Source organism: Tolypothrix sp. PCC 7601 (genome assembly GCF_025677855.1).
GTDB lineage: Bacteria > Cyanobacteriota > Cyanobacteriia > Cyanobacteriales > Nostocaceae > Aulosira > Aulosira diplosiphon.
Genome location: NZ_CP064879.1, coordinates 8,031,597 through 8,058,403, shown reverse-complemented (window position 1 = coordinate 8,058,403; position 26,807 = coordinate 8,031,597). Strand labels below are relative to the sequence as shown.

Below are 26,807 nucleotides of genomic sequence, written 5' to 3'. Positions count from 1 at the left end.
GCATTTCCAGCTAATGTTAACAGAAAAATAAATTTCTGCTGCAAAAAAATGGGTAGTTTTTAGATGCCATCCCAAAGAATTCAGCTAATTACGCTTGCTACTTTCTTAACCACCTTTGCAATTGGTAATGGATTGGTAAGCTTTTGTGTTGCTCAAGAACAAGTTTCAAAAGAGCAATTAGCAGTAAATCGCCAAGTATTAGCTCAAACCCCAAATCCCTCCAAAGCTAAAGCAGAGAAATTTTTCGAGCAAGGGAATAAACAGCTGGAGCATGGGCAATTCCCAGATGCATTACAGTCTTTTCAACAAGCTTTAAATATTTATCGGGCAATTGGAGATAGTACTCACGCAGCCGCAACCCTCAACAAGCTAGGAGAAGTTTACACCTGGCTAAGTCAATATCAAAAAGCCCAAGAAAGTTTGCAGTCAGCTTTAACTATTTTCCGCACCCAAAAACATCGCTTAGGGGAAGCATTAGCGCTCAATCAACTGGGGGAAGTTTATCGCCATCAGGGTGAGACTCAAACGGCGCTGAAGTATCACGAACAAGCTTTGGCAATTGTACGAGAATTGGGCAACCGTGCTGAAGAAGCCGCATCTTTGCATGATATCGCCGCAGTTTATGAAACCCAAGGAAAGTATGAAAATGCCCTCAAATTATACGAGCAAGCTTTATTGATGCGGCGCGAGGTTAAAGATAGATATGGGGAAGCTTTAACCTTGATTGGATTGGGAAATACTTACTTGAGTTATATCCAATTAAAGCTGTACTACCAGGCAATTAAGAAGCCGGAAGAAATCAAACCTTATAAAGATGTCCTCAAGTATTACCAGCAAGCATTAGCTATTATGGGCTCTGTGGGCAACCGTGCGGGCGTTGGCTGGAGTCTTAACGGCATTGCTATGAGTTACGGTGCTTTAAATAAGCAGGAAGAAGCTCTGAAATTTTACGAGCAAGCCTTAGTCAAGATGCGTGAAGTGGGTAACCGCTCTGGGGAAGCAGCTGTTATCTTCAATTTGGGCAAAGATTATGACTGGGGATTCGATCCGCAACGGGAATTTAGACGGATTTCACTGGATTTGTATGAGCAAGCTTTAGCCATTACCCGTGAGATTGGCGATCGCCCTTTGCAAGCTAAAATCCTCTCTAAAATGGGGTTTGTTTACAACACTAAAGGGCGTGAACGTCCGGAAACTGCTCTGGAGTATTATAAACAAGCTTTACCGATAGCGCGACAGATAGGCGATCGCTTTCTCGAAGAAAAAATCCTTGATAGTATGGGCTCTATCTACACTAGCTTGGGCTACCCTCAAACTGCTCAGGAATATCAAGAGCAAGCTTTAGCAATTAGGCAAGAAATCGGTATGGGTGTGAATTTTCCCACAGATATTGTCAAAGTGGGAACTCTTATTACTTACAGCACACCAAAAAAAAGACCGACTTTAATCACTCTGTTGGATGGAGAAGCACTCATCCATTACAGAAATGGCGAAGCTCATGCAGACAACCGACGATACCAAGCCGCCTTAGAATCTTATCAGCAAGCCTTGGCAATTGTGCGCCAACAACAGAATCGCCCTTGGGAATGGGTAATTCGCAATCAAATGGGGACAATTTACGAAACCTTGGGACAATTACCCGCAGCTTTAGATAGTTACAAGCAAAGCTTGGCAATTCGGCGGGAAGTAGATGAAAGTGCCGCAAAACAGCCGGTTCCCCACACTATTCGCGTAGCTTATGGCACTAATGTAAATTTTCACAACCAAACAGGAATGGCATTGGCGGAAGGGATTACCAAGGGTGTAATTAGGATAGGGGAAGGAGAGCCGATTACTACTCCTATCACTACTGTTACTAGTAATAGTCCCGGAATAACGATGCAGGAGGATAAGGTAACAGGTTTGATCTCTACCAACTTTACTACTTTTGGACAAAAAAAAGTAGAGGTAATTGCAGGGTTGGCTGGATGGACGGGCTTTACAGAAAATGAAGAGGAAGATACCCTCGCTAACATGGGGGATATTTACAAAGCTTTAGGACAATACCAAGCTGCATTGAACTCCTACGGCGAAGCCTTAAAAATTATCCGCGCAGAGATGGAAAACCAGGAAAGCGAAGAATCTCGATTGCGGAGATTAACAATAGAGGGAGCTTACTATCAGCAAGAACAGAGAATTAAAAGAAGCATAGGGGAAGTTTACGCAGCACTAGGACAACACCAAGCTGCTTTAAAGTTTTATCAGGAATCTCTGGCAATTGCTAATAAGGAAAATAGCGGTGATCGCATTGTGAGTCAAATACCTATTCTTCTAACGCAGATTGGCAAGGCTTACGAAAATTTAGGACAGTATCCAGCTGCCCTACAAGCTTATCAACAAGCATTGGCGATCGCTCGTGACCCTAAAAATCAAGGCTACTATTCTTTTGAAGAATATCTGATTCGTCAGTATGGGCAAGAAGAATCTTTTCGTCGGTTTAGAATAGCTTATGCCAGGCCAAATCCAGAAGCAATCCTCAACAGTATTGGCACAATTTACGAAAAGCTAGGACAACCTCAAGCGGCGCAGGAACATCGACAGCAAGCAGTTGCATTTAAACAAGAAGTTAGCAACCGTAGTGAGGAAGAAATCACTGGTAAGAAGGCAATTTTGATTACTGAAATTGGCAAAGATGAAACTAAAAAACCCATTGTGCAAATAAATAGGTTGGAGGGTGAAGCAGTCGTTCTGTTTGCGGCGGGAAATAGTTACACTTCCCAAGGAGAATATCTCAAACAACAATATCAATTTGCTTTGCAATCTTACCAACAAGCTTTGGCAATTGTTCGTCAACAAAAAAATCGTCCTTGGGAAGCAGTAATTCTCATTCAAATGGGATTAGTTTACGAAAAGTTAGGACAAAATCAAGCAGCTTTAGAGTCTTATCAGCAAGGGTTGGCGATTAAACAAGAAATTGAGAAACTGACTGAAAAACAGGCAACTCTCCTCAGTAAACCTCCCCTCAGTGGTTTTGTTAATTATGAAAGTGTAAAAATTCGTTTTGATTCTGGTCAAATTACTACTTTTAAAGCGGAAGGAGGAGTAATTTTCTTTGGTCAAACAAGAGAAAAACTTAAAGCCGATCAAATATTTAAAGAAGGTAGAGAGCAATCTACAGACAAGAAGTATGCCAGAGCTATTAAAACATTAGAGACAGCTTTATCGGTTTATCAGCAGCTAGAAGATAAAGCAGGTATTGCGAATGCTTTCTATGAAATTGGGCAAATTTACGATGCTCAACAAGATGAACAACAAGCATTGAAATACTACCAGCAAGCTTTGTCAGTTTACCAGGAACTAGGGGATAAATATGGAGAAAAATCTAGCCTCCAATTGATGGAGAGAATTTACTATCAGCAAGGTAGTCAACTTTCCCAGCAAGGTCAATATAGTGAAGCTTTAGAGAATTTACGCCAAGTCTTAGAGATTGCCAAAAAACTTGGTCATCAAGAAACAGTATGGAGAACTCTCAACCAAATTGCTATAATTTACAGCAGTTTGGGAGAGTATAAATTAGCTTTAGATTACTATCAACAAGCCTTACCAATTCGCTACGAAGTTTTAGGGGATTGGGTAGGAGTTGAGTTCAATATGGCGCGAATTTATGAAGTACTAGGACAATACGAACTAGCTTTAAAATCCTATCAAGAAGCCTTAAAAACTGCCAGAAGACCTGCAGAATTAGAGATCGATGTTGGTAGGATTGGGGATATTGCGGGGGAAGCTAGAGCGTTAAATGCTATAGGGAATATTCACTCTAGGCAAGGCAAGTATGAATTAGCATTGGATTTACATCGCCAAGCCTTAAAAGTTATTAAAAAGGTTAAGGATAAAAAAGAACAAAAATTATTAGAAGGAAGTACATTCTATAGTATTGGACAGGTGTACTTCAAACAAGAAAAATATCAATTAGCGTTAGATTTTTTGCAGTCAGCTTTAGCTATTTATCAACAACTTGGTTCCAGGCGTTCCGAAGGCATAACTCTCCACGCTATCGGCAAGGTTTACTTTGAGCAAGGGCAATATGAATTAGCTAAAAATTTCTTGCAGCAAAGTTTAGTGATTGCTCAAGAAATTGGTAATAAAGAAGGTGAAGGACATACTTTAACTACTATCGGTTACTTACTAGAAAAACAGAATCAACCAGAATTAGCAATTATTTTCCTGAAACAATCTGTGAATGTTAGAGAAGCGATTCGCAAAAATATCAGGGAACTTCCCAAACAACAACAGCAGTCTTACACCCAAACCATTGCTCAAGATTATCGCCACCTAGCCGATATTTTGCTGCAACAAAACCGAGTTTTGGAAGCGCAACGGGTACTAGATTTACTCAAAGTCCAGGAAATTGAAGACTATCTCCGCAATGTTCGGGGGAGTGATAAAACTGCAACTGGTATTGCTGAACGTCCCCAAGAACAGCAAATACGCCAGGGGATGACGACGGAAATTGATAAAGCGATCGCATTAGGTAAAGAACTCGCTCAACTCGAAAGCCTTCCCGTGACTAAGCGCACACCAGCCCAAACCCAGCGGATCATCGCATTGCGAAAAACTCAGCAGGAGATTGCCAAACAGTTTAACGCCTTCCTCAAAAGCCCCAAAGTGCGAGAATGGATTGGGCAACTTCAGCAAACCACCCAAGGACAGAGTTTTAATTTAGAGTCCTCCGCCAGCGCCTTACAGGATAACTTGAAAAAACTTCAGCAAGATGCTGTGATTATCTATCCTTTGGTGTTGAGCGATCGCTTAGAACTAATTTTAGTTACCCCCTATGCGCCGCCACTGCGCCGTACCGTTGCTGTCAAACAAGCAGAACTTAACCGCGCGATCGCGGAATTTCGTTCGGCGTTACCAAAACGTACCCCAGGGGTGAAAGTTCCGGCTCAACAGCTTTATGATTGGCTAATTAAACCCCTAGAAAATGATTTAGCTCAAGCTAAAACTAAAACCATCATCTACGCCCCAGACGGACAACTGCGTTATATTCCCCTAGCTGCCCTGTATGATGGTCAACAATGGTTAGTCGAGCGTTTCAGCATCAATAATATCACTGCCGTTAGCTTAACTGACCTCAACACCAAACCGCAGCAGCAATTAAATGTGTTAGCAGCAGCCTTTACCCAAGGAAACTATAGCTTTGAGGTAGGAACTCGGCGGTTTAAATTCGCCGGCTTACCCTTTGCAGGTGTGGAAGTAGAAAATCTGGCGCAAACTGTTCCTCAGACAAAAAAACTCTTAGATGAGCAATTCAATCAAGATATTGTGTTACAGATGAATGATTACTCTGTCGTCCATTTGGCTACTCACGCCGCATTTACCAATGGACAACCAGAAGAATCTTTTATTTTATTTGGTAATGGCGATCGCGCTACACTACGAGATATTCAAAATTGGCGATTACCAAATGTTGATTTAGTAGTACTTTCCGCTTGTGAAACTGGATTAGGAGAGCAGTTAGGCGACGGTAGGGAAATTCTCGGTTTTGGCTACCAAATGCAACAAACAGGCGCAAGAGCTGCGATCGCTTCTTTATGGTCGGTAGATGATGGCGGTACGCAAGCTTTAATGAATGCTTTTTATACTAAAATAATGCAAGGGAAAACCACAAAAGCCGAGGCTCTGCGTCAAGCGCAAATCGCTCTCATTACTGGTAACTATGCAACCATAAGTCAGGAAAGAGGCATCAACGATAATTTATCACCACAGGTAAGGCATCACCTCAGTCACCCTTTTTACTGGGCTCCATTTATTCTCATTGGTAATGGCTTGTAAATCACCCTAGTATTCGGTTAAGGATCATTAGACTTGTTGCAGAAGTCAGGAAAAGGTTAAGGGGGAAGGGGGAAAGGTTTTGTATTTTCCCTTTAACCTTTAACCTTTCCCCATCTCTTGTAAAAGTGCTTTTTGCAAGAGATCTATTGTAGTAATTGTCAAGCGATCGCTACAAATTTTCAGCTTTTTGAGCTTAACTGAACAGTAATAAATTGGACTATTCACAATACTGCTCGGTTAAGGATTTTAAACTCTTAATTTGGTTTGGGGAAAAGGTGAAAGGGTAAGGGTTAAAGGTTTATTTCTTGCCCCTTTTCCCCTTCCCCTTTTCCCCTTAACCGACAAGTGTTGGGACTATTCAGGATTGTAAATTTCGTAATTGTAAATTACCTCACGAGCTTTGAGATCTTCTAGTAAATCCGGAGAAATCTCATCACCAAAAAATATATGCAGAAAACCATCGTAAGCAGAAAATTGAACACTACCATTTGCTTCAATTTCTAGGTGGAAGATACTAGAACCCAATCCCCTCTCAAGGGTATCTGTTAATGCTTCAACTTCAGTAGGATCTAATTTAATTAATAAACCATCACCAGCCAATTTACTATTGCTATCCTTAAATGGAGAGTGAGATCCAATAATTTGATAATTAAATTGCGATAGGTCAAAATTGTCAATTGTCCAAATTGCCAGTCGAGCTTGTTTCTCAGACAATTTAGTTATAATCGCATAAAATAGTTCCCTAAACCGATCTGGATTTGATTCGAGCCAACCTGTAGCATTCATTTGGGGTAAATTAGCATATCCGGTACTTGGAATATTCTCTATCAAAATTTGCTACTTGCAGTACTAAGACTATGCTGCAAACTTTGTATTTTCTTTGTAAGTAGCTCAACCTAATTAAACGTGAAATGTCATTACGTAGGCGGAACACCTTCCCGTAGGGTACGTAACGCAGTGAAGCGTAAAGCTGTAGCATCTCCTGTAATTGCAGTTAGTTTATGAGATACACCCTCTAATTTTTGGTGCAGTTCAGCCAACATCTTTTCTGAGACATCTATACCAGTGTAAGAATAGCCTTTTTTAGCAATTGGGACAGCAATTCTGCCAGTACCAATACCCGTTTCATAAAATTTGGTATCTGCGGTTGGGGAAACCAAATTGAGGATAAAGTCTGTGACTTGCTCAGAGATTCCGGGGGGAAATCCTCTGGTAGCATCGTAAATATTAGAAACTCGATCAAATGAAACAGTTGTAGTCATATATTTGTTCTTTGTTATTTGTTAGAAACGCGATTAATCGCGTCTGTACAATGGTCATTTGTCGTTGCTAAATACAGATGACTGATGAGTGTTAGAGGGAAATAGGATAATTTCATCATGGATTAAGTCCCCAAATTAAAATTCGCTTGTAGGGGAAAAAGAATGGACGCTCATCGGGTAAAATGCTGAATAATTTTTGTTGATACCTGGCTACAAATCGCTCATAAGTTTGGGTATCTAGCTGTGTTTCATAGGCGGTGAGTAACGTTCCCCGATACCATTCCAATACAGCTTCTCGCGATGGTAACAAATGCCCGTAAATTTGCAACTTTACTTGTTGTTTAACAAAGCCTAACTTATAAAGTATTTTAGCATAATCTACGGGAGAAAGTACTTCTAAGCGTCGTACATATCCCTTTAATTCTTGACTAAATTCTTGTGCTGTCTCTACAGCTAACTGATGCACTGGCTCATCATCCATTGCCGGAATTTGTATTGCTAATTGTCCGCCTGCTTGGAGTTTATTTCGTAATTTAGCAAATAATGTTTCGTGTTCTGTTAACCACTGTAAAGCAGCGTTAGAAAACACAACATCAAATTTACCTTCTCCTGGGTTATCTTCAATTCTTCCTTGCTCAAACCGCAATCCATTACCTGCAAATTGACTCGCTACAGATAACATTTTTTCAGATGCATCGATTCCCAAAGTTTCTTTAGCTGCTAATGTTTCATGCAGATACTTGGTTAACTTTCCGGTTCCACATCCTAAATCTAAAACTCGTAAATTTTCTTGGGGATTTACCAAATCTACTAAATCGTAAAAAGGACGACTTCTTTCAGCTTGAAATCGTTCATATTGCTCTGGGTTCCATTTATCTGGCATTTTGATAACCTATTTTTAATTTATGTGTAAGGAATTGGGCACAAATTGATTTATTTAAATTGGATTTTTATATTTATTAATAAAAGTGCAGACGTAGGTTGGGTTGAGGAACGAAACCCAACATCCGAAAACTTTGGTATTGTTGGGTTTCACTCCGTTCAACCCAACCTACATTTATTTTTATCTTCTCCAAGTGATATAAGATAGTTATTCATGAAAGTGCAGCTTTCCTAGTTTCCTTAAAGCGAAAAATAATGAACTGATATGAAATGATTGCAGCAGTATAGCGTTATCGATGTTTTGAATTAAATTATCTAATGGTAATAGCTTTACATTGATAATTTCAGTTGGATTTAAATTTAAATCGGCTACAAGCTCTACATTTGTTGCTAAAAAGCAATGGATCAAGTTATTATGAGTTGCTGGGTTCGGTGAGATTATTCCTGTCTCAATAAAATTGTCGCTTGTGTATCCTGATTCCTCTAATAATTCGCGTTTTGCTGCTTCTAGTGGGGAAATATCTTCTGGTTCCATACAACCACCAGGTAATTCTAAAACTGTTTGTTGAATACCGTGGCGATATTGTTCAACTAACACAATTTCCTGATTTTTGGTTAACGCGACAACATTCACCCATGTTGAAGATTCAAAAACATAAAAATGCTCGACTATTTGTCCATTTGGCGTTTGATAAGTGTCAGCACGGAGTGTAAGCCATTTATCTTTTACTAGATATCTTGACTTTAATATATTCCAATTTAAGGAATCCACATTTAAACCTCTTTTTGCTTCGGTACAAATTTGGTAATGTTAATCATACTGGTAACAATGAAACATGAGCAGAAACTATCTTCCATCCTTGCGGAAATCTATACCAAGTTTGGCTTTGTCTCCCAAAACGTTCTACACTATTGATAATGCGGCGAAATTCTAAAGTTACAGTTGCCGTATCCTTGCCAAAAGTCACAACTTTAAGATGAGAAATTTCGCGCTCAATTTTTGGGTTTAGTCGAGAGGCGCGAAAATTGCGAATCTCTTCACTACCGTAGAGGTTTTCTGTTACACCAAAGCGCACTACTTCAGGTGCATCCCAAAATAAACTATCCATCACATCTAAATTGTTATTAGCCAAAGCCTCTTCGTATTTAAGGTATAAATCAGTTACTTCAGCTATAACAGCAGGGTCATTTACTGTAGTCATTGTTGTTAATAATTTACTAACTCCGAATTATTGTGTCATAAAATGACCTATGTAAAACAGGCGAAAATTCATAGCATGAAAAACACGAAGCATAGATTTTTTGATGTCTGTCGGCATACATCATCCCTAACCGTGAATAAAAAAGTAGATAGTCATACTGAAGGCAACAAATATGACAAATTTACGAATTAATTGGGGTTTTAATTTACGTGCATAATGGGCGCTGAGATATCCGCCTAAAGAACCACCCACAGCCATTAAAATAGCTTGTTCCCAAGCAATTACACCTGCAAAAATAAAAGGAATAATGGCAATTCCATTAATACAACTACCTAAAAATGCTTTAAAGGCATTAATTGTATGAATATTTTTGATACCTAAAAATGATAGAGTTGCCAACATTAAAATTCCTAAACCTGCACCGAAAAAACCGCCGTAAATAGCGATCGCTAATTGTGCCAAGGCAAGGTTAAATATAGGTACAGACTCCGGCGTTGACTTCTGGCTCTGAAACTGCAACCATCCTCTGAGAGTGTCGCCAAAGGTAAATACGAGGGTTGCTGAGAGTAATAGATAGGGGATGAGCTTTTTAAATACATCAGCCGAGGTATAGAGTAAAGCTAAAGAGCCAATAATTCCACCGAATAAACTTATGCCACATAACAGCAAAAAAACTTGCCGTTTAATCCCCAAATCTTTGCGGTAGGCTCCAGCACTAGCTATAGAAGCCACCCAAATAGCAGTATTATTTGTAGCATTAGCAATAATTGGCGGTACTCCTGTAAAAATCAGCGCGGGAAATGTAATAAAACTTCCACCACCTGCAACAGCATTCAATCCGCCTGCAATAAAAGCGGTGCTGAATAGAAGTAAGGTATGGAGAATAGTTAAAGATGGTGGCTGATTTTGAGTCAGAAATTAGGAATTATCAATTTGGGAATATCTTCTGGAGAATGAGCAATAAAATCAGCACCGTGAGTTGTCAATTCTTCCTCGGTTCCGTAGCCATAGGTAACGCCAATGGTTGCAACTTGATTTTTCTTGGCTCCGATCATGTCGTGTTTGCGATCGCCTATCATGACAACGGTAGAGGGTGAAAGATTCTCTGTCCGTAAAATATGCCCAATTAAGTCGCCTTTAACACTGCGGGTTCCATCCAGTTCGCTACCATAAATCCCATCAAACAAAGGCGATAAGCCAAAATGTTCAATAATGCGGATGGTATAAATATAGGGTTTAGAAGTAGCGATAAAGGTTTTATAACCATAGGCGCGCAGAGTTTTCAGGGTTTCGGGAATTTGGGGATAAAGCAGATTTTCAAATAATCCAATCGTGGAAAAGCGATCGCGGTACAGTGAAATAGCCTGTGTCAGTAACTTCTCATCTGTAGTTTTCAGTAACACCGAAAACGTCTCTGTGATTGGCGGGCCGATATACCAACTCAACTCATCAACATCTGGCGGAGTGTAACCCAGTTCCGAAAGAGCATACTGAATACTACGAGTAATACCAGGTTTGGCATCGCTTAAAGTTCCATCTAAATCAAATAGGATGTTGGGCATAGGGCATAGGGCATTGGTAGTTGCTATTCTCGCATTATCTCCCTCATCCTCCTCATCTCCCTCATCTCCCTCATCTCCCTCATCTCCCTCATCTCCCTCATCTCCCTCATCCCCTAATTCGCTTCCCCATAAACTTCTCTCGGCTCAACAAAGCGATTCCCAAGGTGACGATACCAATCCCCACACATTGAATCAGGTTTAAAGTTTCGCTAATTGTTGCCCATGCAACTAAGGCTGTCATGGCTGGGCTACTCGCGCCAATAATAGAGGCGGTAGTTGCACCAATCGAGCGAATCCCTAAATTATTGAGAGTATGACCGAGAAAACTGACTAAACCCGAAAAAATACTGCCAATCCACATAGGTGTCCAGTCAAGCTGGGCGCTGGGAAGGGGAAATAAGAGTAAACTCAATCCAGAAAGTATTAGAGTTGAGGCAAAACTAATCCAAGTAAAGGGAACTGGATGGAATTTTTCTAAACATTTTTGGGCGAGGACGTTATAGAAGGCGTTAAAAATTCCCGCAATTAGGCTGGCGCAAATGCCGATCGCAATGGTATTACTGCTGTTGGTAGCAGAAGATTGGGGAACTGTAAGAACGCTGCCTACGAGAATAATACCCATAACTAGCCAACTAAAGGAAGTGGGGCGATCGCCAAAGAATTTCCAAGACAGCAGGGCTGTAAACACCGGATAGGTGAAAAATATAGTGAGTGCAATTCCTGTGGGTATCAAGCCAATGCCAATGTACAGCGCGGTAATGTACAAAAACATGAGTACTCCACAGCCCAAGGCTTGCAGCATCACATCTCGGCGTTCCTGTCTGAATAAGCTGAGGAATTCTTGCGGAGCAGATGGATATAGCTTGAATGATACAGATGCCATTAGTGGAACCACTAGCAGCATCCGCATAAACATTAGTAAGAATGAACTTTGTAAATCTGGTTTAACGTAACCACCAAGTAAAAATAAACTCAGTACGAGATGTTCTGAAAATAAAACTCGGACGGTAACGTTGTGAAATGACAAAAAAAAGGAGGATAGAAGAACTGTCAGGATGCCCAACAAGGTAAAAAGTTTCCTTAGCAGCTACTCTTGTGCTTTAACACAGCCAAAGATATTAAGTCAAAACACTGGCTAATTCTCGAGCAGCTGCATTTGCGGTGAACTGATTTACCGGACGGGGTAAACCAAGATGCTCACGCAGAGTTTGCCCTTCGTATTCAGTGCGGAATAAACCTCGGCGTTGCAATTCGGGGATGACAAAATCAACAAATTCATCTAAACCACCAGGTAACCAAGGCGGCATAATATTGAAGCCATCAGCCCCATCATTTAAAAACCATTCTTCCAACTGGTCAGCAATTTGCTCTGGTGTACCCAAAATTGTCCGGTGTCCCCTTGCGCCTGCAATCCATAAATATAGTTGGCGGATGGTTAAATTCTCTCGCTGTGCTAAGTCTTTAAGTAGTTGTAAGCGGCTTTTACCGCCGTTCGTATCTAGTAAATCTGGTAACGGCCCATCTAGGGGATATGATGATAAATCATGTCCAGTTAGTCCGGAAAGCAGACCTACTCCCACAGAGGGATGAATCAAATCTTGTAGTTGCTGGTATTTTTCCTTCGCTTCTTGCTCAGTGCTACCGATTATCGGAAAGACACCAGGCATAATCTTGAGATTTTCGGGAGAACGTCCATATTTTGCCAGTCTTCCCTTGACACTTGCATAGAATGCTTGTGCGTCTTTGAGAGTTTGCTGGGCGGTAAATATCACTTCTGCGGTGCGTGCAGCCAGTTCTTGCCCAGCTTCCGAAGAACCAGCTTGCACAATTACTGGATATCCTTGCACCGGACGGGCGACATTCAACGGGCCGCGCACTGAGAAATGTTTACCTTTATGGTTAGGAATGTGCAATTTATCAGGATGGAAATAAAGGCCTGATTCTTTGTCACGAATTAAAGCATCATCTTCCCAACTATCCCACAGCTTAGTGACAACCTCTAAAAATTCTGTGGCTCTTTCATAGCGTAGTGAGTGTTGTAAATGCTCTTCCTGGCTAAAGTTTTTGGCTGCGGCTTCGGCGGCGGAGGTAACGACATTCCACCCAGCACGGCCACCACTGAGATAATCTAGCGAGGCAAACTTACGGGCGAGGTGAAAAGGTTCTTCATAGGTAGTTGATGCTGTTGCTACTAACCCAATTTTCTTTGTCACCACAGACAAAGCCGACAATAAAGTTAGCGGTTCAAAGTGGACGCTAAATTGTCCCGAACGACTAAAAGCTTCTTTTCCCTGTCCTCTATCCCAGACGGCTAAACCATCTGCGAGGAATACCATATCAAATTTACCCCGTTCTGCTGTTTGTGCTAGGTGGGTGTAATGCTGAATATTCAACCCTCCGTCTGCTTGGGCTTCGGGGTGTCGCCAAGCTGCAACGTGATGGCCTGCGTCTGGTAAGAATGCACCTAATCTCAGTTGTTTTTTCTGACTCATATTCTTCTCTATACAGATACACCTGCTAATTCAGCAGAGTTAGCAATATTGTTGAATTGGTTGGCTGGCCTTGGTAGTCCCAAATTTTCCCGCAGTGTTTGCCCTTCGTATTCTGTGCGGAACACACCCCGGCGTTGTAATTCGGGAATTACCAAATCAACAAACTCTTCTAAACCACCGGGTAAGTAAGGCGGCATAATATTGAAACCATCAGCCCCATCATTGACAAACCATTCTTCCAACTGGTCAGCAATTTGTTGTGGTGTACCCCAGATAGTTCTATGACCTCTTGCACCTGCGATCGCCAAGTATAATTCTCTGAGTGTCAAGTTCTCACGATTTGCCAAATCAGATACCAGCTTCAAGCGGCTTTTACTACCGTTAGTATCATCAGGAAATTCTGGTGCAGGGCCATCTAAAGGATATCCAGATAAATCTTTGCCACCATATACCCATCCCAATAATCCCAAACCTACTAACGGATGAACTAACTCCTGAAGTTGGTCGTATTTTTCTTTGGCTTCTTGCTCAGTACTACCAATTACCGGAAATATCCCTGGCATAATTTTGAGATGCTCAGGAGAACGTCCATATTTTGCTAATCTCCCCTTGACGCTGGCATAAAATTCCTGTGCTTCTTTGAGAGTTTGTTGGGCGGTGAATATTACCTCTGCGGTTTGGGCGGCGAGTTCCTGACCAGCTTCCGAAGAACCAGCTTGCACAATCACTGGATATCCTTGCACCGGACGGGCGACATTCAACGGGCCGCGTACAGAGAAATGTTTGCCTTTGTGGTGCGGAATGTGCAGTTTATCAGCTTCAAAGTAAACTCCTGATTCTTGATCACGGATAAAAGCATCATCTTCCCAACTGTCCCACAGTTTGGTAACTACATCGACAAACTCTTGGGCGCGTTCGTAGCGTGTAGCGTGTTCTAAATGCTTTTCTCTGTTAAAGTTCTTCGCTTCGGCTTCCGTTCCAGAAGTAACCACATTCCAGCCAGCCCGACCGCCACTAAGATAATCTAAGGAAGCAAACTTGCGGGCGATATGAAAAGGTTCGTTGTAAGTTGTGGAGGCTGTTGCCACTAAGCCAATATTGTCTGTCACCGCAGACAAAGCCGACAGCAGGGTCAGGGGTTCAAAATGTACAAGCTTCCCGTTACGGCTCCAACCCTCAACATCAGAACTGTGATCTCGCACCGCTACCCCATCCGCCAGGAAAATCATATCAAATTTTCCTCGTTCGGCTGTCTGTGCCAACTGCTTATAATGCTTAAAATTCAAAGGATTTGCTTGCGCTGCGGGATGTCGCCAAGCCGCAATATGATGTCCAGTCGGATGTAAAAACGCACCCAGTCTCAGCTGTTTTTTACTCATTCTCTTCTGTTTCTCCTGTTCATAGACGTGTTAGATAGATTCTCGTACCTGGCGATTTGCTCTGAAGAAGAGAATAGGTTCTTCTAAATTGTTGTTTTTCACTAAGGCATCAATATGCTGCATAGGATTTGATTCTGCAAAATAAATTTTTTGTGCAGCATGATAGCGCTGACGATACAAACGGATGGCATTTTCCCAAGACCCAAGTCGAGCCTCATCTCTTTTAACCCCACGCTGCTCGGCTACCTCAAAATCTGTATCTAGGTAAACACGATAATCAAAGTAAGAAACTAGTTCTGGTCGCAGTAAAAAGCTAGCAGCAAAAAGAAAGATGTCTCCAGGATTGGCTGACTGCGGCTCCTCTACTACCAAAGCATCTGTTTCTAAGTCAAAACCCCGTGCTTGGTAAATAAGATTACTTCCAGACCCAAGTGGGTCAAGCACCAGTTTTTTGAGCAACGGATAGTTGTAAGCATCGAAATAATAGCCTTCGGCGGAATCACGACCCTGGCGGTGACGCAAAGAACGAGGGTTATGGAAATCATCAACAGCAATGTTGACACAGTTTCGCCCACGACTGGTTAGGACTTGCTCTAGCTCCTTAGCAAAGGTGGATTTTCCACTGGCAGTAATACCTGTTATTGCTACCAGCAAAACACGAGAAGGCACAGACGCAGCACGTTCAATCAGAGTATCAGCTATTATTGCGAGAACAGTTGCACGTGTAGGAGTCATAGACGACGGTAATCAGCCCAGAAAAATCAGAAGAGGTAGGGTAAAGGAAACAGAGAAATTTCCAGTTCCCAATCGCTTATGCTAAAGCTGGTTCGCGGCGGTTATATACAGAAGAATCACCTTTGATGGCTTCGCTTTGTTTACCATCAATACCAACTGGGATATCGCCAACGATGGTGATTCGCTGAACATGGCGGGGTTGATCGCCGTAATCTGCGATCGCATAATGTTGAGTAGCACGGTTATCCCAGAAAGCTACGTCACCAACTTTCCAGCGCCAACGCACTGTATTTTCTGGGCGAGTCACATAAGCCTGCAATAATTTGATGATTTCGTCGGATTCATTTTGTGATAAACCCCGAATGCGGCGCACAAAACCACCAATAAATAATCCCCGTTCACCAGATTCCGGATGAACGCGTACAACTGGGTGCAAGGTTTCGTATACAGTTGAAGTGAAGACATCACGGTAAGCTCTGACTGCTTCTGGTAGATCCACTACAGCTGCTGCATAGTCATAGGCGTTGCTATGTACTGCCCAAAGTTGATCTGCAAGGTCACGCAATGGAGTTGGTAAATCTTGGTAAGCTGTAACGGAGTTTGCCCAAATCGTATCACCACCCGATGGAGGAATAACCAACGCCCGCAATACAGAACCAAGCGGCGGACGGTCTACAAATGTCACATCTGTATGCCAGTTATTCGCACGTGCTACAGTTTTGCTGTAGTTCAGGTCAAGAATTTCTGGGTTATCTGGAAGTGAGGGTACAGTGGGGTGAGCTGTAGTCAATTCCCCAAACCGACGAGCAAAAGCTATTTGCTGGTTAGCATCAATATTCTGTTCCCGGAAAAAGATAACTTTGTATTTAACTAAGGCTTTGCGAATATCGCTGATAATTTCATCGCTGAGATTACTACTCAAATCTACACCGATAATTTTTGCACCGATACGTCCGGCGATTGGTTTGATATCAAAGTATTTTGAAGTCATTGTTTTTATCTTTGTATTGGGGATTGGGGACTGGGGACTGGGGACTGGGGACTGGGGACTGGGGATTGAGGGCTAGGGGAGAAATTCAATTATCAATGCCCCATGCCCTATGCCCCATGCCCAATTCCCTACACCCCTGGCGTACTTCCACCATCAACAATAATCTCTGCGCCTGTAATTGAAGCAGCGAGGTCTGAGACTAAAAATAGTGTCAATGAGGCAATGTCTTCTGGTTGGGCGATTCTCTTGAGGGGAATAGCTTGTAGAGTTTCGGCTTTTGCTTGCTCAACTGTAATTCCTCGTGCTTGGGCATTTTGTTCTGCCAAGCGTTCAGCGCGTTCGGTAGCAGTAGCACCAGGCGAAATGGCATTAATCCGAATGTTGTACTCGGCTAATTCTTTAGAAATTCCCTTTGTGAAGTTGAGTAAGGCGGCGTTGGTTGTACCACCAGGAAGGAAGCTGGGGCGAGGTGTGCGTCCAGCACCGCCGATAATATTGACGATTCTTCCATCCCCTCGGCTCTTTTGATGGGGAACAACTGCTTTAACTAGGCGAATGTAGCCCAACAGTTTTAAGTTCCAAGCATCTAGAAATACATCATCGCTGAGGTTGAGGAATGACCCAGCACGGGCTGACCCAGCATTATTGACTAAGATATCAATCTGACCAAACTGTGCCAGTGTGGTTGAGACAACTTTATCGACGCTTTCTGCCTGAGTCAAATCTGCGCTGATAGAGATGACTTTCGCCCCTGGTGTCGGTAGGGACTGGATTGCACTCACAGCATTCTCTAATCGTTCGGGGTTACGAGCTGCAATAACCACATTCACACCTTCACTATAAAGGGCTTTGGCGATCGCTAATCCAATACCCGCACTACCACCTGTGACAATTGCTGTTTTACCTGCTAGCTTGAGTTCTAAGCTCATGAGATGAATTCCTAGATTTGTTGGTCTGGCTATGTACTGTCTGCAACAGATAACCTAGTGATTCTCAACTCCACATAGCTGTGGCTAGGTTAATGAATTACCTAAATACGGTAAATCAGTAGATTTAATGTATTTTATAACTGTAGAAGAAATTATCATAGACAATCTTAATAATCAAGCACCGTATAACCGGACTTTTTCAAGCATAATTTTACACATTTAGCTTTTCTAAATATTTGCAAATTGTCTGGTAAACGTTCAAATTTACTATCTAAATTTCGATTTTTTATTAAAAATAAAAATCATTTGTGAGGATTATATATTTATCAAAAATATACAGTTTAATATTTATATTTGAATTAGTAGTAATTAAAAATTAATGAGAAAAGTATACCTAAAATATCAACTTTATTAACTATAATTACACAGTATGAATAATGTATAGTGCATTTTCGTCTAGCGCAATGCACCAACGCAATATAATACCAATTTTAAAAAGAATGCGACAGATTGTAGGTGCAAGGCACTGCCTTGCCCTCTGGAATATATTGATGTGTCGCAAATATTATTTGATTTGGTATAAAGATGTATTTGCATCTCATAATACCCAGCGAGATAACTTTTTTAGCTGTAGAAGAAGCAAAGACCCTTGTCCTCAATAAAGTTCCGAGAGATGTTTTCCATCGCTCAAAATTATTTATTATTTGGCAAAGATGACGAAATACTTTTACATTTTCAAACCATTTAATAGATATTTTTCTAGAAAATGATTCACTTCATCAGCACATAACCCGAGATGAACCTTTTTCCCTGCTGCTTGGAGAATATCTAATCCCTTACCTTGATTGCGCGGATCTGGATCAACTAGCGAGACATATATTTCTTGAATGCGTGGATCTTTTGCGATCGCCAAAGCACAAGAGGGTGTGCGTCCTTGAAAAGAACAAGGTTCAAGAGTAACGTACATTTGCAAAAACGGTAAATCTTGACCTTGAATGTAGCTGAGTGCATCAGCCTCAGCATGGTGCTTTCCTGGTGAATGCGTATATCCTAGTGCTACTATCTCGCCAGTATGGACTATGACACAACCTATCGGTGGATTAGGTAAGCATTTTGGTAAAGCTTTTTTGCTGTGAGCTAGAGCAGCCAGCATATATTTATCGTTCATATTCTTGAATATCTGTTTGACATCCTCCCACCACTGATTCGGAGTACCGAATGCAGTGGGGGATTCCAAAAATCACTTCTTGGATTTCCTCTTTCTTGGACTCGACTTACTTGAGGGAGTTTCCTCACTCACGCAGAGGTCGATGTCTCCAGAGGCGTTAAGCGTTCCCGTGTGCCCCACGGTACGGGAGCCACTCTCGTGGGCGGCTCCGCCGACTTGAGAGAAGTGGCGTAGTCCAATCTCAAGTATGTTTCGTGCAGCATTATGGTCGCGGTCTAATAAGGTTCCACAATGGGGGCAAATATGAGTTCTAGCGCTAAGGGATTTTTTCACAATCTCACCGCAATTAGAGCAATTTTGGCTAGTTCCATGAGGTGGCACGGCGACCGTGACCACACCAAAAACTTTGCCAAAATACTCAACCCATTGGCTAAACTGCGTCCATGCTGCATCACTAATCGACTTGGCAAGGTGTCTATTCCTCACCATGTTCCGCACCTTCAAATCCTCATAGGCTACCAAGTCGCTAGACTGGACTACGCACCTTGCTGTCTTCACTGCAAAGTCTTTACGCTGCCTACTGACTTTGAGGTGTTTACGAGCCAATTTATTTGTGAACTTGGCTCTATTTTTGGAACCTTTCTTTGTTTTGGAAAAACGGCGTTGCAGTCGTTTCAAAGACTTCTCGCTCTTGCGAAGGTGTCTAGGATTATCAACTGTATTGCCTTGACTATCGGTCAAAAAGTGGTTGAGTCCAACATCAAGCCCAAGAGTTTTACCTGTTGGTTCTCGCTTTTCAATTCGTTCTTGGTCAATGCAAAACTGCGCGTAGTAGCCATCAGCGCGACGCACAATCCGCACTCGCTTGAACTGTTTCAACTGGTAGAAGTGCAAATCACGGGTTCCCCAGAGTTTGAAAGTTCCTGCTTGAAAACCATCGTTAAAAGTTATATAGCGACGGTCATCAGAGAGCTTCCATCCAGATGTTTTATATTCAACACTCCCATGCGTCTGTTCTTTTTTGAACCGTGGATAACCTTTCAAACCTGGTTTGGATTTCTTGCAATTATCAAAAAATCTAGCAATTGCACTCCACGCTCTTTCGGCACTAGCTTGTCTAGCCATCGAGTTGAGTTTGCTCGCCCAAGGAAAATTTTCGTCGGCAGCGAGTACAGCGCAATAAGCACTCAACTCATATCTGCCGATATCCCGGTTGTCCATCCAGTACCTCAGGCAAGCATTACGGACAAAACGAGCAGTTCTAATCGCCTCATCCAGCGATTGATACTGCTCGTTTGTTCCTTCAAGTTTTGCCTCAAATACCAGCATTATTACGTTAAACTTATTGACGTAATGATATCACAAATATTGCTAAAAACTCAACTACCCTTTGCCCTGTCAAACCTACGGTTTGATTCAGTTAAGGGTGTTTCGTTTTTAGCCAACAATTCATCTCGCCGCCACAACGAAGTTTGGCGGCGAGATGAATTGTTGTTTTTAGGTAATCAACTGATAACCCTCTAATCCCTGCTCCCAGATACTTTGCAATATTTAATGTTTGATAACCTAATTATTCGTATATCATATACTTGTGTTTGCCAGCACATATTTTTTTGGATGTATTGTGTAAGCTTTATGTTTAGTGTCTGGTAATTAGGTGAATACCTGAACGCCTCACACAACTAACTCAAAGCTTTACAGGAAAAGGATTTTATAAATCAGCCATCCAAAATACAAGGCTATCAAGCCAATAGATAAATTTTGAGCAGTTAAGAATCAGCCAAACTTTTGTAGCAGCAGTCAAAGACTGATGTTACTAAAGGAGTGATTTGCTATGCGCTGTATGAGCGATAGCACTATTAAGAATAGAGAAAAGCGGATGAGCAAAAAACGTCAGTTTCGTTTAGGTGCATTTATTCAAGCCACTGGACATCATGTCTCTGCATGGCGACATCCTGATACACAAATAGACGCTGGGTTGAATTTCGAGCATTACAAGGAAATTACCCAGACAGCCCAACGCGGCTTATTTGATGCAGTTTTTCTCGCAGATAGTCCAGGAGTTTGGGGTAGCGCTCCCGAAAATCAGAGTCGTAATGGCAAGATTGTCCATTTCGAGCCTGTGACTCTTTTCTCTGCTTTGTCTTCCGTAACTCAAAACATCGGTTTCATCGCTACCGCCTCGACTACATACGAAGAACCCTACACCCTCGCTCGTAAGTTCGCTTCTTTAGATTACTTGAGTAAAGGACGCGCCGGTTGGAATGTAGTCACCACAGGTAATGATAACGCCGCAGCTAATTTTGGACTTGAGCATCACCCAGATCACAGCCTGCGTTATGAACGGGCGGAAGAATTTGTCGAAGTAGTCAAAGGACTGTGGGATAGTTGGGATGATGATGCCTTTATTCGTGACAGAGAATCAGGCATTTATTTCGATACAGATAAGCTGCATGTACTCAACCATAAAGGTAAACATTTCTCTGTTAAAGGCCCCTTAAACGTTGGTCGTCCGCCTCAAGGCTACCCGGTGATTGTGCAAGCTGGAGCCTCGGAAGCTGGGCGAGATTTAGCTGCGCGTACTGCTGAAGTAATTTTCACCGCTAATCAAACCCTCGCAGATGCTCAGGAATTTTATGCCGATGTCAAAGGTAGATTGGCGAAATACGGACGCTCTCCCGATGACCTGAAAATCATGCCTGGTGCTTTCCCCATCATTGGACGCACAGAGGAAGAAGCTCAAGAAAAATACGAGTTTCTGCAATCTTTGATTCATCCCGATGTTGCTTGGGGCATTCTCAAAAACTATTACAAAGGTGTAGATCTGTCGAAATATTCTTTAGATGATATAGCGCCAGAACTACCCAGCGATACCAACACTAATAAGAGCCGTCTGAAACTAGTTAAGGATTTAGCTACTCGCGGGAGTTTGACACTGCGTCAGTTGTACCTCTCTCTCTCTACTGCAAGAGGTCATCGCACCATACTGGGTACTCCCGAAACCATTGCTGATCAACTAGAAGAATGGTTTAACAACGGTGCGGCAGATGGCTTTAATATCATGCCTCCTATACTACCTACAGGATTAGATGAGTTCGTAAATTTAGTTTTCCCCGTCCTACAAAAACGCGGCCTATTTCGGACTGAATACGAGGGTAGTACTTTACGTGAAAACCTGGGTTTGCGTCGCCCAGGTAATCATTTTGCTGCTCAAAAAGCCAATGAGCGACTGGTGTCGGTCTGATATACCTAACTTGCATAATGACGGGCAAGATACTTACCACACAAGATTTATAAACATTTGATCAATGCTTAAGCTCAACTGCTTCAAGCCCTCTGTTTGCAGACCGCCACCATTTTGAGGTGCGCCTCATGTTCTGCATACCCTAAAAATCTTAGCCAAAAATAAGGAAAGAAAATGACTGAATATAGCAGACTAAAAACCTCACCCTCCGCAGCCATCAGAGCCACTCTAGATTATCCTGTAATTGATACCGACGTTCATACCAACGATTTCACACCAGCGCTGGAAGATTACATTGCTAAATATGGCGGTGCAAAACTTGTAGACGAATTATGCAAGGCGGAATCATCTCGTCTGAACTCCAAAGCAAATGGTAAAGACTGGTATCAACAAACTCCAGAAGAACGTCAATACAATCGCACAATTCGTTCGCCTTGGTGGGCGAGAGTAACTAAAAATACTCTCGATTTAGCTACATATATCCTGCCAGAATTACTGTATGAACGTCAGGCAGAACAAGGTTCAGATTATTCTGTACTGTTTCCTAATAATGTCCTTGCGCCTGCTGGAGCTAGCCCAGAGAATCGCCAAGCACTGCAAAGAGCCGTTAACCACTATCATGCCGATTTATACCGCAAATATAGCGATCGCCTGACGGTGGTAGCTGGTATCCCCATGACTACTCCTCAAGAAGCGATTGAGGAATTAGAATTTGCAGTAAATACACTAGGCTTAAAAGTAGCAAATATTCCTGGTGGTGTAAAACGACCAATTAAAGCGATCGCAGATAAATATCCCGCTGATAAATTCCCAGAAGTTGCTAGATATGCTTCTTACATAGACTTCTTTGGTTTAGATAGCGAATATGACTACGATCCATTCTGGGCGAAAGCTGTAGAGTTGGGTGTGCCCATTACTACCCACTACGGCAGTCAAGGTTGGACTGGTCGCTCCTCCATCAGTAACTACATGAATAACCATATCGGTCACTTTGCCGATGGTTCCCAAGCTTTTGCGAAGGCGTTGTTCTTTGGTGGTGTTACCAAACGCTTCCCACAATTGCGTATCGGAATGCTTGAAGGTGGTGCAGATTGGGGCGCTCATGTCTACATTCATTTAGTAGATCGTTACTCTAAGCGTAATCTTCAGGGGCTACAAAACTACAACCCAGATTTGGCAAATGCTGATGAGTTATTCGAGTTGTTTGCACGCTTCGGTGGCGAAATTACACAAGGGTATTCCTTCAACAAAGAAGAATTAGCCAAGATTGTGTTGGGTTCTTCCTTTGCGCGTCATAGCCGTCAACCAGTGGGTAAGGAACTAGAAGATTTTGCCGCAGCTGGAATTGAAAGCATTGAAGATATTCGCGATCGCTGGGTGAATAGCTTCTTCTTTGGTTCTGAATCTGACGATCGCACCATCGGCGCAGCATTCAACGATAAAGCCAATCCCTTAAACGTGAAAATTAACGCCATCTATTCCTCAGATGTCGGTCACTGGGATGTACCCGATTTGACAGATCCTCTGGCAGAAAGCTGGGAGTTGGTGAAAGAAGGCGTAATTTCCGAAGCTGACTTCAAAGCTTACGTATTCGCTAATCCCTACAAGTTCTACACCGAAGCTAACTCCAACTTCTTCAAGGGCACAGCTATCGAATCCCAAGTAGCTCAAATCCAATCACCACAACTAGATAAAAGCTTTGCTAGAGCATAGGGAATAGGGCATGGGGCATTGGGCATTGGAATTTCTCTATTTGTCCTCCTTGTCCCCCAATCCATAACGGGAAATCGACATGACAACAACAACTGACCTAGATTTTCGCGCTCGTGAGGCACTACGTCTCATCGGCTCCGATCCGGAAAACTGGGTGAGCGATCGCCCAGGTATCGATCATAATGTCACAATTGTTGGTGGTAGTGGTAGCGGTAGTGTCTTTGCGTTTGCGCTCCGGCGTGCAGGTATCGGTCGCGTAACAGTAATTGATGCCGCCGAAGATGAAAGCCTTGCTGGCGTGTGGTTAACACGAGCCAGAATGAAAAAGCTCCGCACGCCGAAGAACCTACCAGGCCCGGAATTAGGTATTCCGGAATTATCCTTTCAAGCTTGGTATGAAGCGCGACATGGTGCTGAAGCCTACGCAGCAATTGACCGGATTCCCAGAGTACTCTGGGCTGAATATCTGAGTTGGTATCGGCAGTTTCTCGGTATTTCAGTACGTTACCGGACAAAGTTAGTCAGAGTTGAGCCTGCTGAAGGTTTCTTGCGCCTACACCTTGAGGTAAACGGTGTATCGCAGATAGAAACTACCCGCAAAATTATCTTCGCTAACGGTGTGGCTGGTACTGGTGGCGCGTATATACCGCCTGTACTGGCTGATTTACCTTGCAATTTGTATGCACATACCTCCGAGTTGATTGACTTTGAAGCACTGCGCGGTAAGACTGTAGCGGTGCTGGGTGCGGCGGCTTCAGCTTTCGATGCTGCTGGGGTAGCGCTGGAATCGGGAGCCAAGGAAGTACATTTGTTTGCACGAAGAGAGGCGATCGCATCTTTACCAATCAATCGCGTGCGTGGCTATCCCGGTGCTTACTTCAACTATCCAGAACTATCCGATTCGGCTCGGTGGTTTCAAGCTTGGCGATTTCGGCAAGTAGGTTCCACACCGCCACCTGATGCAATAGAAAGGGTAATCGCCTTTCCTAATTTTTACCTGCATCTATCTGCACCTTGGAAATCAGCCCAGGAAAAAGGCGATCGCATTGTTGCCCAAGTGAAAGATGATGTTTTCGAGTTTGATTTTGCGATCGCTGGTACTGGTTACTTTGTCGATCCCACAAAGCGCCCCGAACTAGCCGAGTTTTCGCAACATATTGCTTTGTGGCGCGATCGCTATCAGCCACCAACAGAACAGCACGACGACGATTTAGGAACGCACCCTTACCTTGGCAAAGCCCACGAATACCTAGAGAAAGTACCTGGTACTGCGCCTTACCTCAAAAACATTCATGTCTTCAATCCGGCTGGTTTTGTCAGCTTCGGCTTGCCAATTGGTGATGTACCCAGCATTCGCCGTGACATCCCTGCAATAGTTTCCCGCATCAGCGAGGATTTATTCTTCGCTGATTGGGAACAGCATGAAGCACGGATTACTGGTAATAACATCGCCCCCGACTTTGAAGACTCATTGTACGCCGCCGCAGTATGGAAACAGCCAGCTAAGGTTGCCGTTAGCTGAGTCTGGGTAGTCCCTCTTTCCTCTGTGTTCTCTGCGTCCTCTGCGGTAAATAAATTACTTTTAAACCACAGAGGCGCAGAGTTCGCAGAGAAAAAATAATCAATGCCCAATGCCCAATGCCCCATGCCCAATCATCACTATGACATTACCTACCACAAATCTCGGTAAAACTGGCTTGACAGTTTCGCGCCTTGTTCTTGGTACGATGACCTTTGGATTGCAGAAAGAAACTTCCAGAGTAATTCTCGATACAGCCGCCGATGCTGGTATCAATTTTTTAGATACAGCCGATGTTTATCCATTGGGTGGCGGAATAGCCACAGCCGGACGCACTGAAGAAATAATTGGTCGCTGGCTCAAAGGTAAACGCGAACATTTTATACTGGCTACCAAAGCTGTAGGCAAAGTAGGCTCTGCACCTTGGGATCAGGGTGCTTCACGCAAACATCTTTTAGATGCAATCGATGCTTCCCTCAAACGCTTGGGAACCGATTACGTTGATTTGTATCAATTACACTCTGATGATACGTCAACTCCCTTAGATGAAACTCTCGAAGCCTTAGACATCATAGTTCGTTCAGGTAAAGCACGTTACATCGGGGTTTCTAATTTCTTAGCTTACCGACTCAGCCGTGCTTTAGGTCGGGCTGATGTGCGAAATTTAACTCGCTTTATCTCGATTCAGCCCCGCTATAATTTATTGTTCCGCGAGATTGAGCGCGAATTGTTACCCCTAGCGCAAGAAGAAGGACTTGGTGTAATTCCTTACAATCCTTTGGCAGGAGGATTACTGACTGGTAAACATAATCTTGCTCAAGGCCCCACCCAAGGAACTCGTTTTACCTTGGGTTTAGCCGCAGAACGTTATCAAGATCGTTATTGGCGCGATCGCGAGTTTAATACTGTAGAAGAATTACGTACAGTCGCAGATTTAGCTGGATTATCCCTCACTACTTTATCATTAGCTTGGGTTTTGGCTAATCCGATTATTACTGCTCCCATTATTGGCGCTAGTCGTCCAGAACAATTGAATGACACTCTCAAAGCAATTGAAGTCAAACTCGATGACAATTTGAAACAAAAATTAGACGATATCACCGCAGAATATCGCAAAGGTGATGCTGTGCGTTAGTTATAAATTGATGTAATATCAGCAGACGGTTTGTTCAGCCGTCTATTTTTTTCTTTTTGTCACCCTTGAGCTACTGTAGCCAGAATGTTTTCCATAGAAACAAAACGCTTAATTCTGCGAGAATTTCAGCCAAAAGATGTAAGTCAAATTGTTTGTCTTTCCATCATCAGTACGAATCTTTGCGATCGCAAGGATCAATACCGGAGCATTTTTCGCCCATCCTTGATTAAACTCTACTAAAGTACTGAGTAGACGGTTGTATTCTGTTGTATCATCTTTGGTAGCAATAATAAAGCTCCAAGGCTGATGGTTGAAAGAAGAAGGTGCCCAACGCGCCGCTTCTAAAAAAGATAGTAGTTTCTCTGGTTCAACAGCGCGATCGCTAAAAGCTCTAGGACTCCAACGACTGCGAATGAATTCATGAACAGGGTATTGCGTAGGAGCAAGTTTCTGCGTCATTTGAGTGAATTTCCTGGGTAATGAACTGAATAGATCTACATCACCGATTCATATTTGATTGCTGCTTGCCAAAGGCTTGGAGCAGTTAAAAAACTTGTTTAGAGAATAAATACTCAATACTACGGCAAATCTGTGTAATAACCGAAGTTTAATTATCCTACTGCATCCATCAGCAGTTAATCAAGTATCAGCGAATCAAAAACCGAGAAGTTACGGAATATTGCAATTAATTGCAACTATGAAATATTTATTCAAAAATTTTGATTTAGGGAGCGATCGCTTTTTGTAGGAGATTGTCAAAATGCTCTCAGATACATCAAA

22 protein-coding genes are annotated in these 26,807 nt (G+C 42.7%); 6 read left to right on the top strand and 16 right to left on the bottom strand.

Annotation, left to right across the window (positions count from 1 at the left end):
• The first annotated feature begins 63 nt into the window (after positions 1-63).
• Positions 64-5,814, top strand: a complete 5,751-nt coding sequence (locus HG267_RS32565; protein WP_045874532.1) for a tetratricopeptide repeat protein — start codon at positions 64-66, stop codon at positions 5,812-5,814.
• Between the two features lie 354 nt (positions 5,815-6,168).
• Here HG267_RS32565 and HG267_RS32560 read toward each other — a convergent pair whose 3' ends face one another.
• From HG267_RS32560 to HG267_RS32490, 15 genes are all read right to left on the bottom strand, one after another.
• Positions 6,169-6,645: a hypothetical protein gene (locus tag HG267_RS32560; RefSeq protein ID WP_045874531.1), complete on the bottom strand. Its 477-nt coding sequence runs from the start codon at positions 6,643-6,645 to the stop codon at positions 6,169-6,171.
• An 86-nt stretch (positions 6,646-6,731) separates the two neighbouring features.
• Positions 6,732-7,076, bottom strand: a complete 345-nt coding sequence (locus tag HG267_RS32555) for a class I SAM-dependent methyltransferase (protein WP_081584164.1) — start codon at positions 7,074-7,076, stop codon at positions 6,732-6,734.
• 115 nt (positions 7,077-7,191) lie between these two features.
• Positions 7,192-7,959 carry a methyltransferase domain-containing protein gene (locus tag HG267_RS32550; RefSeq protein ID WP_045874530.1) on the bottom strand — a complete coding sequence of 256 codons (768 nt, stop codon included), beginning with the start codon at positions 7,957-7,959 and terminating at the stop codon, positions 7,192-7,194.
• Between the two features lie 207 nt (positions 7,960-8,166).
• A complete protein-coding gene (locus HG267_RS32545) occupies positions 8,167-8,730 on the bottom strand; it encodes an NUDIX hydrolase (protein WP_052335455.1) in 564 nt (187 codons plus the stop codon).
• A gap of 43 nt (positions 8,731-8,773) precedes the next feature.
• Positions 8,774-9,160 (bottom strand): oxalurate catabolism protein HpxZ, encoded by a 387-nt coding sequence (hpxZ, locus tag HG267_RS32540; RefSeq protein WP_045874528.1) that lies wholly within the window; start codon positions 9,158-9,160, stop codon positions 8,774-8,776.
• Positions 9,161-9,286: 126 nt separating this feature from the next.
• Positions 9,287-10,075, bottom strand: coding sequence for a sulfite exporter TauE/SafE family protein (locus HG267_RS32535; protein WP_081584163.1), 789 nt, complete (start codon positions 10,073-10,075; stop codon positions 9,287-9,289).
• Complete coding sequence (locus HG267_RS32530) at positions 10,072-10,722, bottom strand: HAD family hydrolase (protein ID WP_045874526.1); 651 nt, start codon at positions 10,720-10,722, stop codon at positions 10,072-10,074. The genes HG267_RS32535 and HG267_RS32530 overlap by 4 nt, the downstream gene beginning before the upstream one ends.
• Positions 10,723-10,828: 106 nt before the next feature.
• A complete protein-coding gene (locus tag HG267_RS32525) occupies positions 10,829-11,785 on the bottom strand; it encodes a DMT family transporter (protein WP_255325382.1) in 957 nt (318 codons plus the stop codon).
• A gap of 55 nt (positions 11,786-11,840) precedes the next feature.
• Positions 11,841-13,214 carry an LLM class flavin-dependent oxidoreductase gene (locus HG267_RS32520; protein WP_045874524.1) on the bottom strand — a complete coding sequence of 458 codons (1,374 nt, stop codon included), beginning with the start codon at positions 13,212-13,214 and terminating at the stop codon, positions 11,841-11,843.
• An 8-nt stretch (positions 13,215-13,222) separates the two neighbouring features.
• Positions 13,223-14,593 carry an LLM class flavin-dependent oxidoreductase gene (locus tag HG267_RS32515; RefSeq protein WP_045874523.1) on the bottom strand — a complete coding sequence of 457 codons (1,371 nt, stop codon included), beginning with the start codon at positions 14,591-14,593 and terminating at the stop codon, positions 13,223-13,225.
• Between the two features lie 30 nt (positions 14,594-14,623).
• A complete protein-coding gene (locus HG267_RS32510; protein ID WP_045874522.1) occupies positions 14,624-15,328 on the bottom strand; it encodes a hypothetical protein in 705 nt (234 codons plus the stop codon).
• Between the two features lie 76 nt (positions 15,329-15,404).
• A complete protein-coding gene (locus HG267_RS32505; RefSeq protein ID WP_045874521.1) occupies positions 15,405-16,319 on the bottom strand; it encodes a TauD/TfdA dioxygenase family protein in 915 nt (304 codons plus the stop codon).
• Between the two features lie 128 nt (positions 16,320-16,447).
• Complete coding sequence (locus HG267_RS32500; protein WP_045874520.1) at positions 16,448-17,248, bottom strand: SDR family oxidoreductase; 801 nt, start codon at positions 17,246-17,248, stop codon at positions 16,448-16,450.
• A 727-nt stretch (positions 17,249-17,975) separates the two neighbouring features.
• Positions 17,976-18,485, bottom strand: a complete 510-nt coding sequence (locus HG267_RS32495) for a bifunctional diaminohydroxyphosphoribosylaminopyrimidine deaminase/5-amino-6-(5-phosphoribosylamino)uracil reductase RibD (RefSeq protein ID WP_263419999.1) — start codon at positions 18,483-18,485, stop codon at positions 17,976-17,978.
• Between the two features lie 3 nt (positions 18,486-18,488).
• The gene (locus HG267_RS32490; RefSeq protein ID WP_045874518.1) at positions 18,489-19,745 is read right to left on the bottom strand and encodes an RNA-guided endonuclease InsQ/TnpB family protein; all 1,257 of its coding nucleotides are present in this window, start codon (positions 19,743-19,745) and stop codon (positions 18,489-18,491) included.
• A 24-nt stretch (positions 19,746-19,769) separates the two neighbouring features.
• On the opposite strand from HG267_RS32490, the gene HG267_RS32485 reads away from it, so the two are divergent.
• The 5 genes from HG267_RS32485 (at position 19,770) to HG267_RS32465 (ending at position 26,027) form a co-directional block, all read left to right on the top strand.
• On the top strand, positions 19,770-19,940 hold the full coding sequence (locus HG267_RS32485; RefSeq protein WP_155539662.1) for a hypothetical protein: 171 nt from the start codon (positions 19,770-19,772) through the stop codon (positions 19,938-19,940).
• A 355-nt stretch (positions 19,941-20,295) separates the two neighbouring features.
• Positions 20,296-21,660 carry an LLM class flavin-dependent oxidoreductase gene (locus tag HG267_RS32480; RefSeq protein WP_045874590.1) on the top strand — a complete coding sequence of 455 codons (1,365 nt, stop codon included), beginning with the start codon at positions 20,296-20,298 and terminating at the stop codon, positions 21,658-21,660.
• Positions 21,661-21,834: 174 nt separating this feature from the next.
• Entirely contained in the window at positions 21,835-23,373 is a 1,539-nt protein-coding gene (locus HG267_RS32475; protein ID WP_045874517.1) for an amidohydrolase family protein, read from the top strand.
• Between the two features lie 79 nt (positions 23,374-23,452).
• Entirely contained in the window at positions 23,453-24,895 is a 1,443-nt protein-coding gene (locus tag HG267_RS32470) for a SidA/IucD/PvdA family monooxygenase (protein WP_045874516.1), read from the top strand.
• Positions 24,896-25,034: 139 nt separating this feature from the next.
• Positions 25,035-26,027: an aldo/keto reductase gene (locus HG267_RS32465; RefSeq protein WP_045874589.1), complete on the top strand. Its 993-nt coding sequence runs from the start codon at positions 25,035-25,037 to the stop codon at positions 26,025-26,027.
• Positions 26,028-26,135: 108 nt separating this feature from the next.
• Here the strand turns inward: HG267_RS32465 and HG267_RS32460 are convergent, their stop codons facing one another.
• Complete coding sequence (locus HG267_RS32460) at positions 26,136-26,486, bottom strand: nitroreductase family protein (protein ID WP_052335454.1); 351 nt, start codon at positions 26,484-26,486, stop codon at positions 26,136-26,138.
• Between the last annotated feature and the right edge of the window lie 321 nt (positions 26,487-26,807).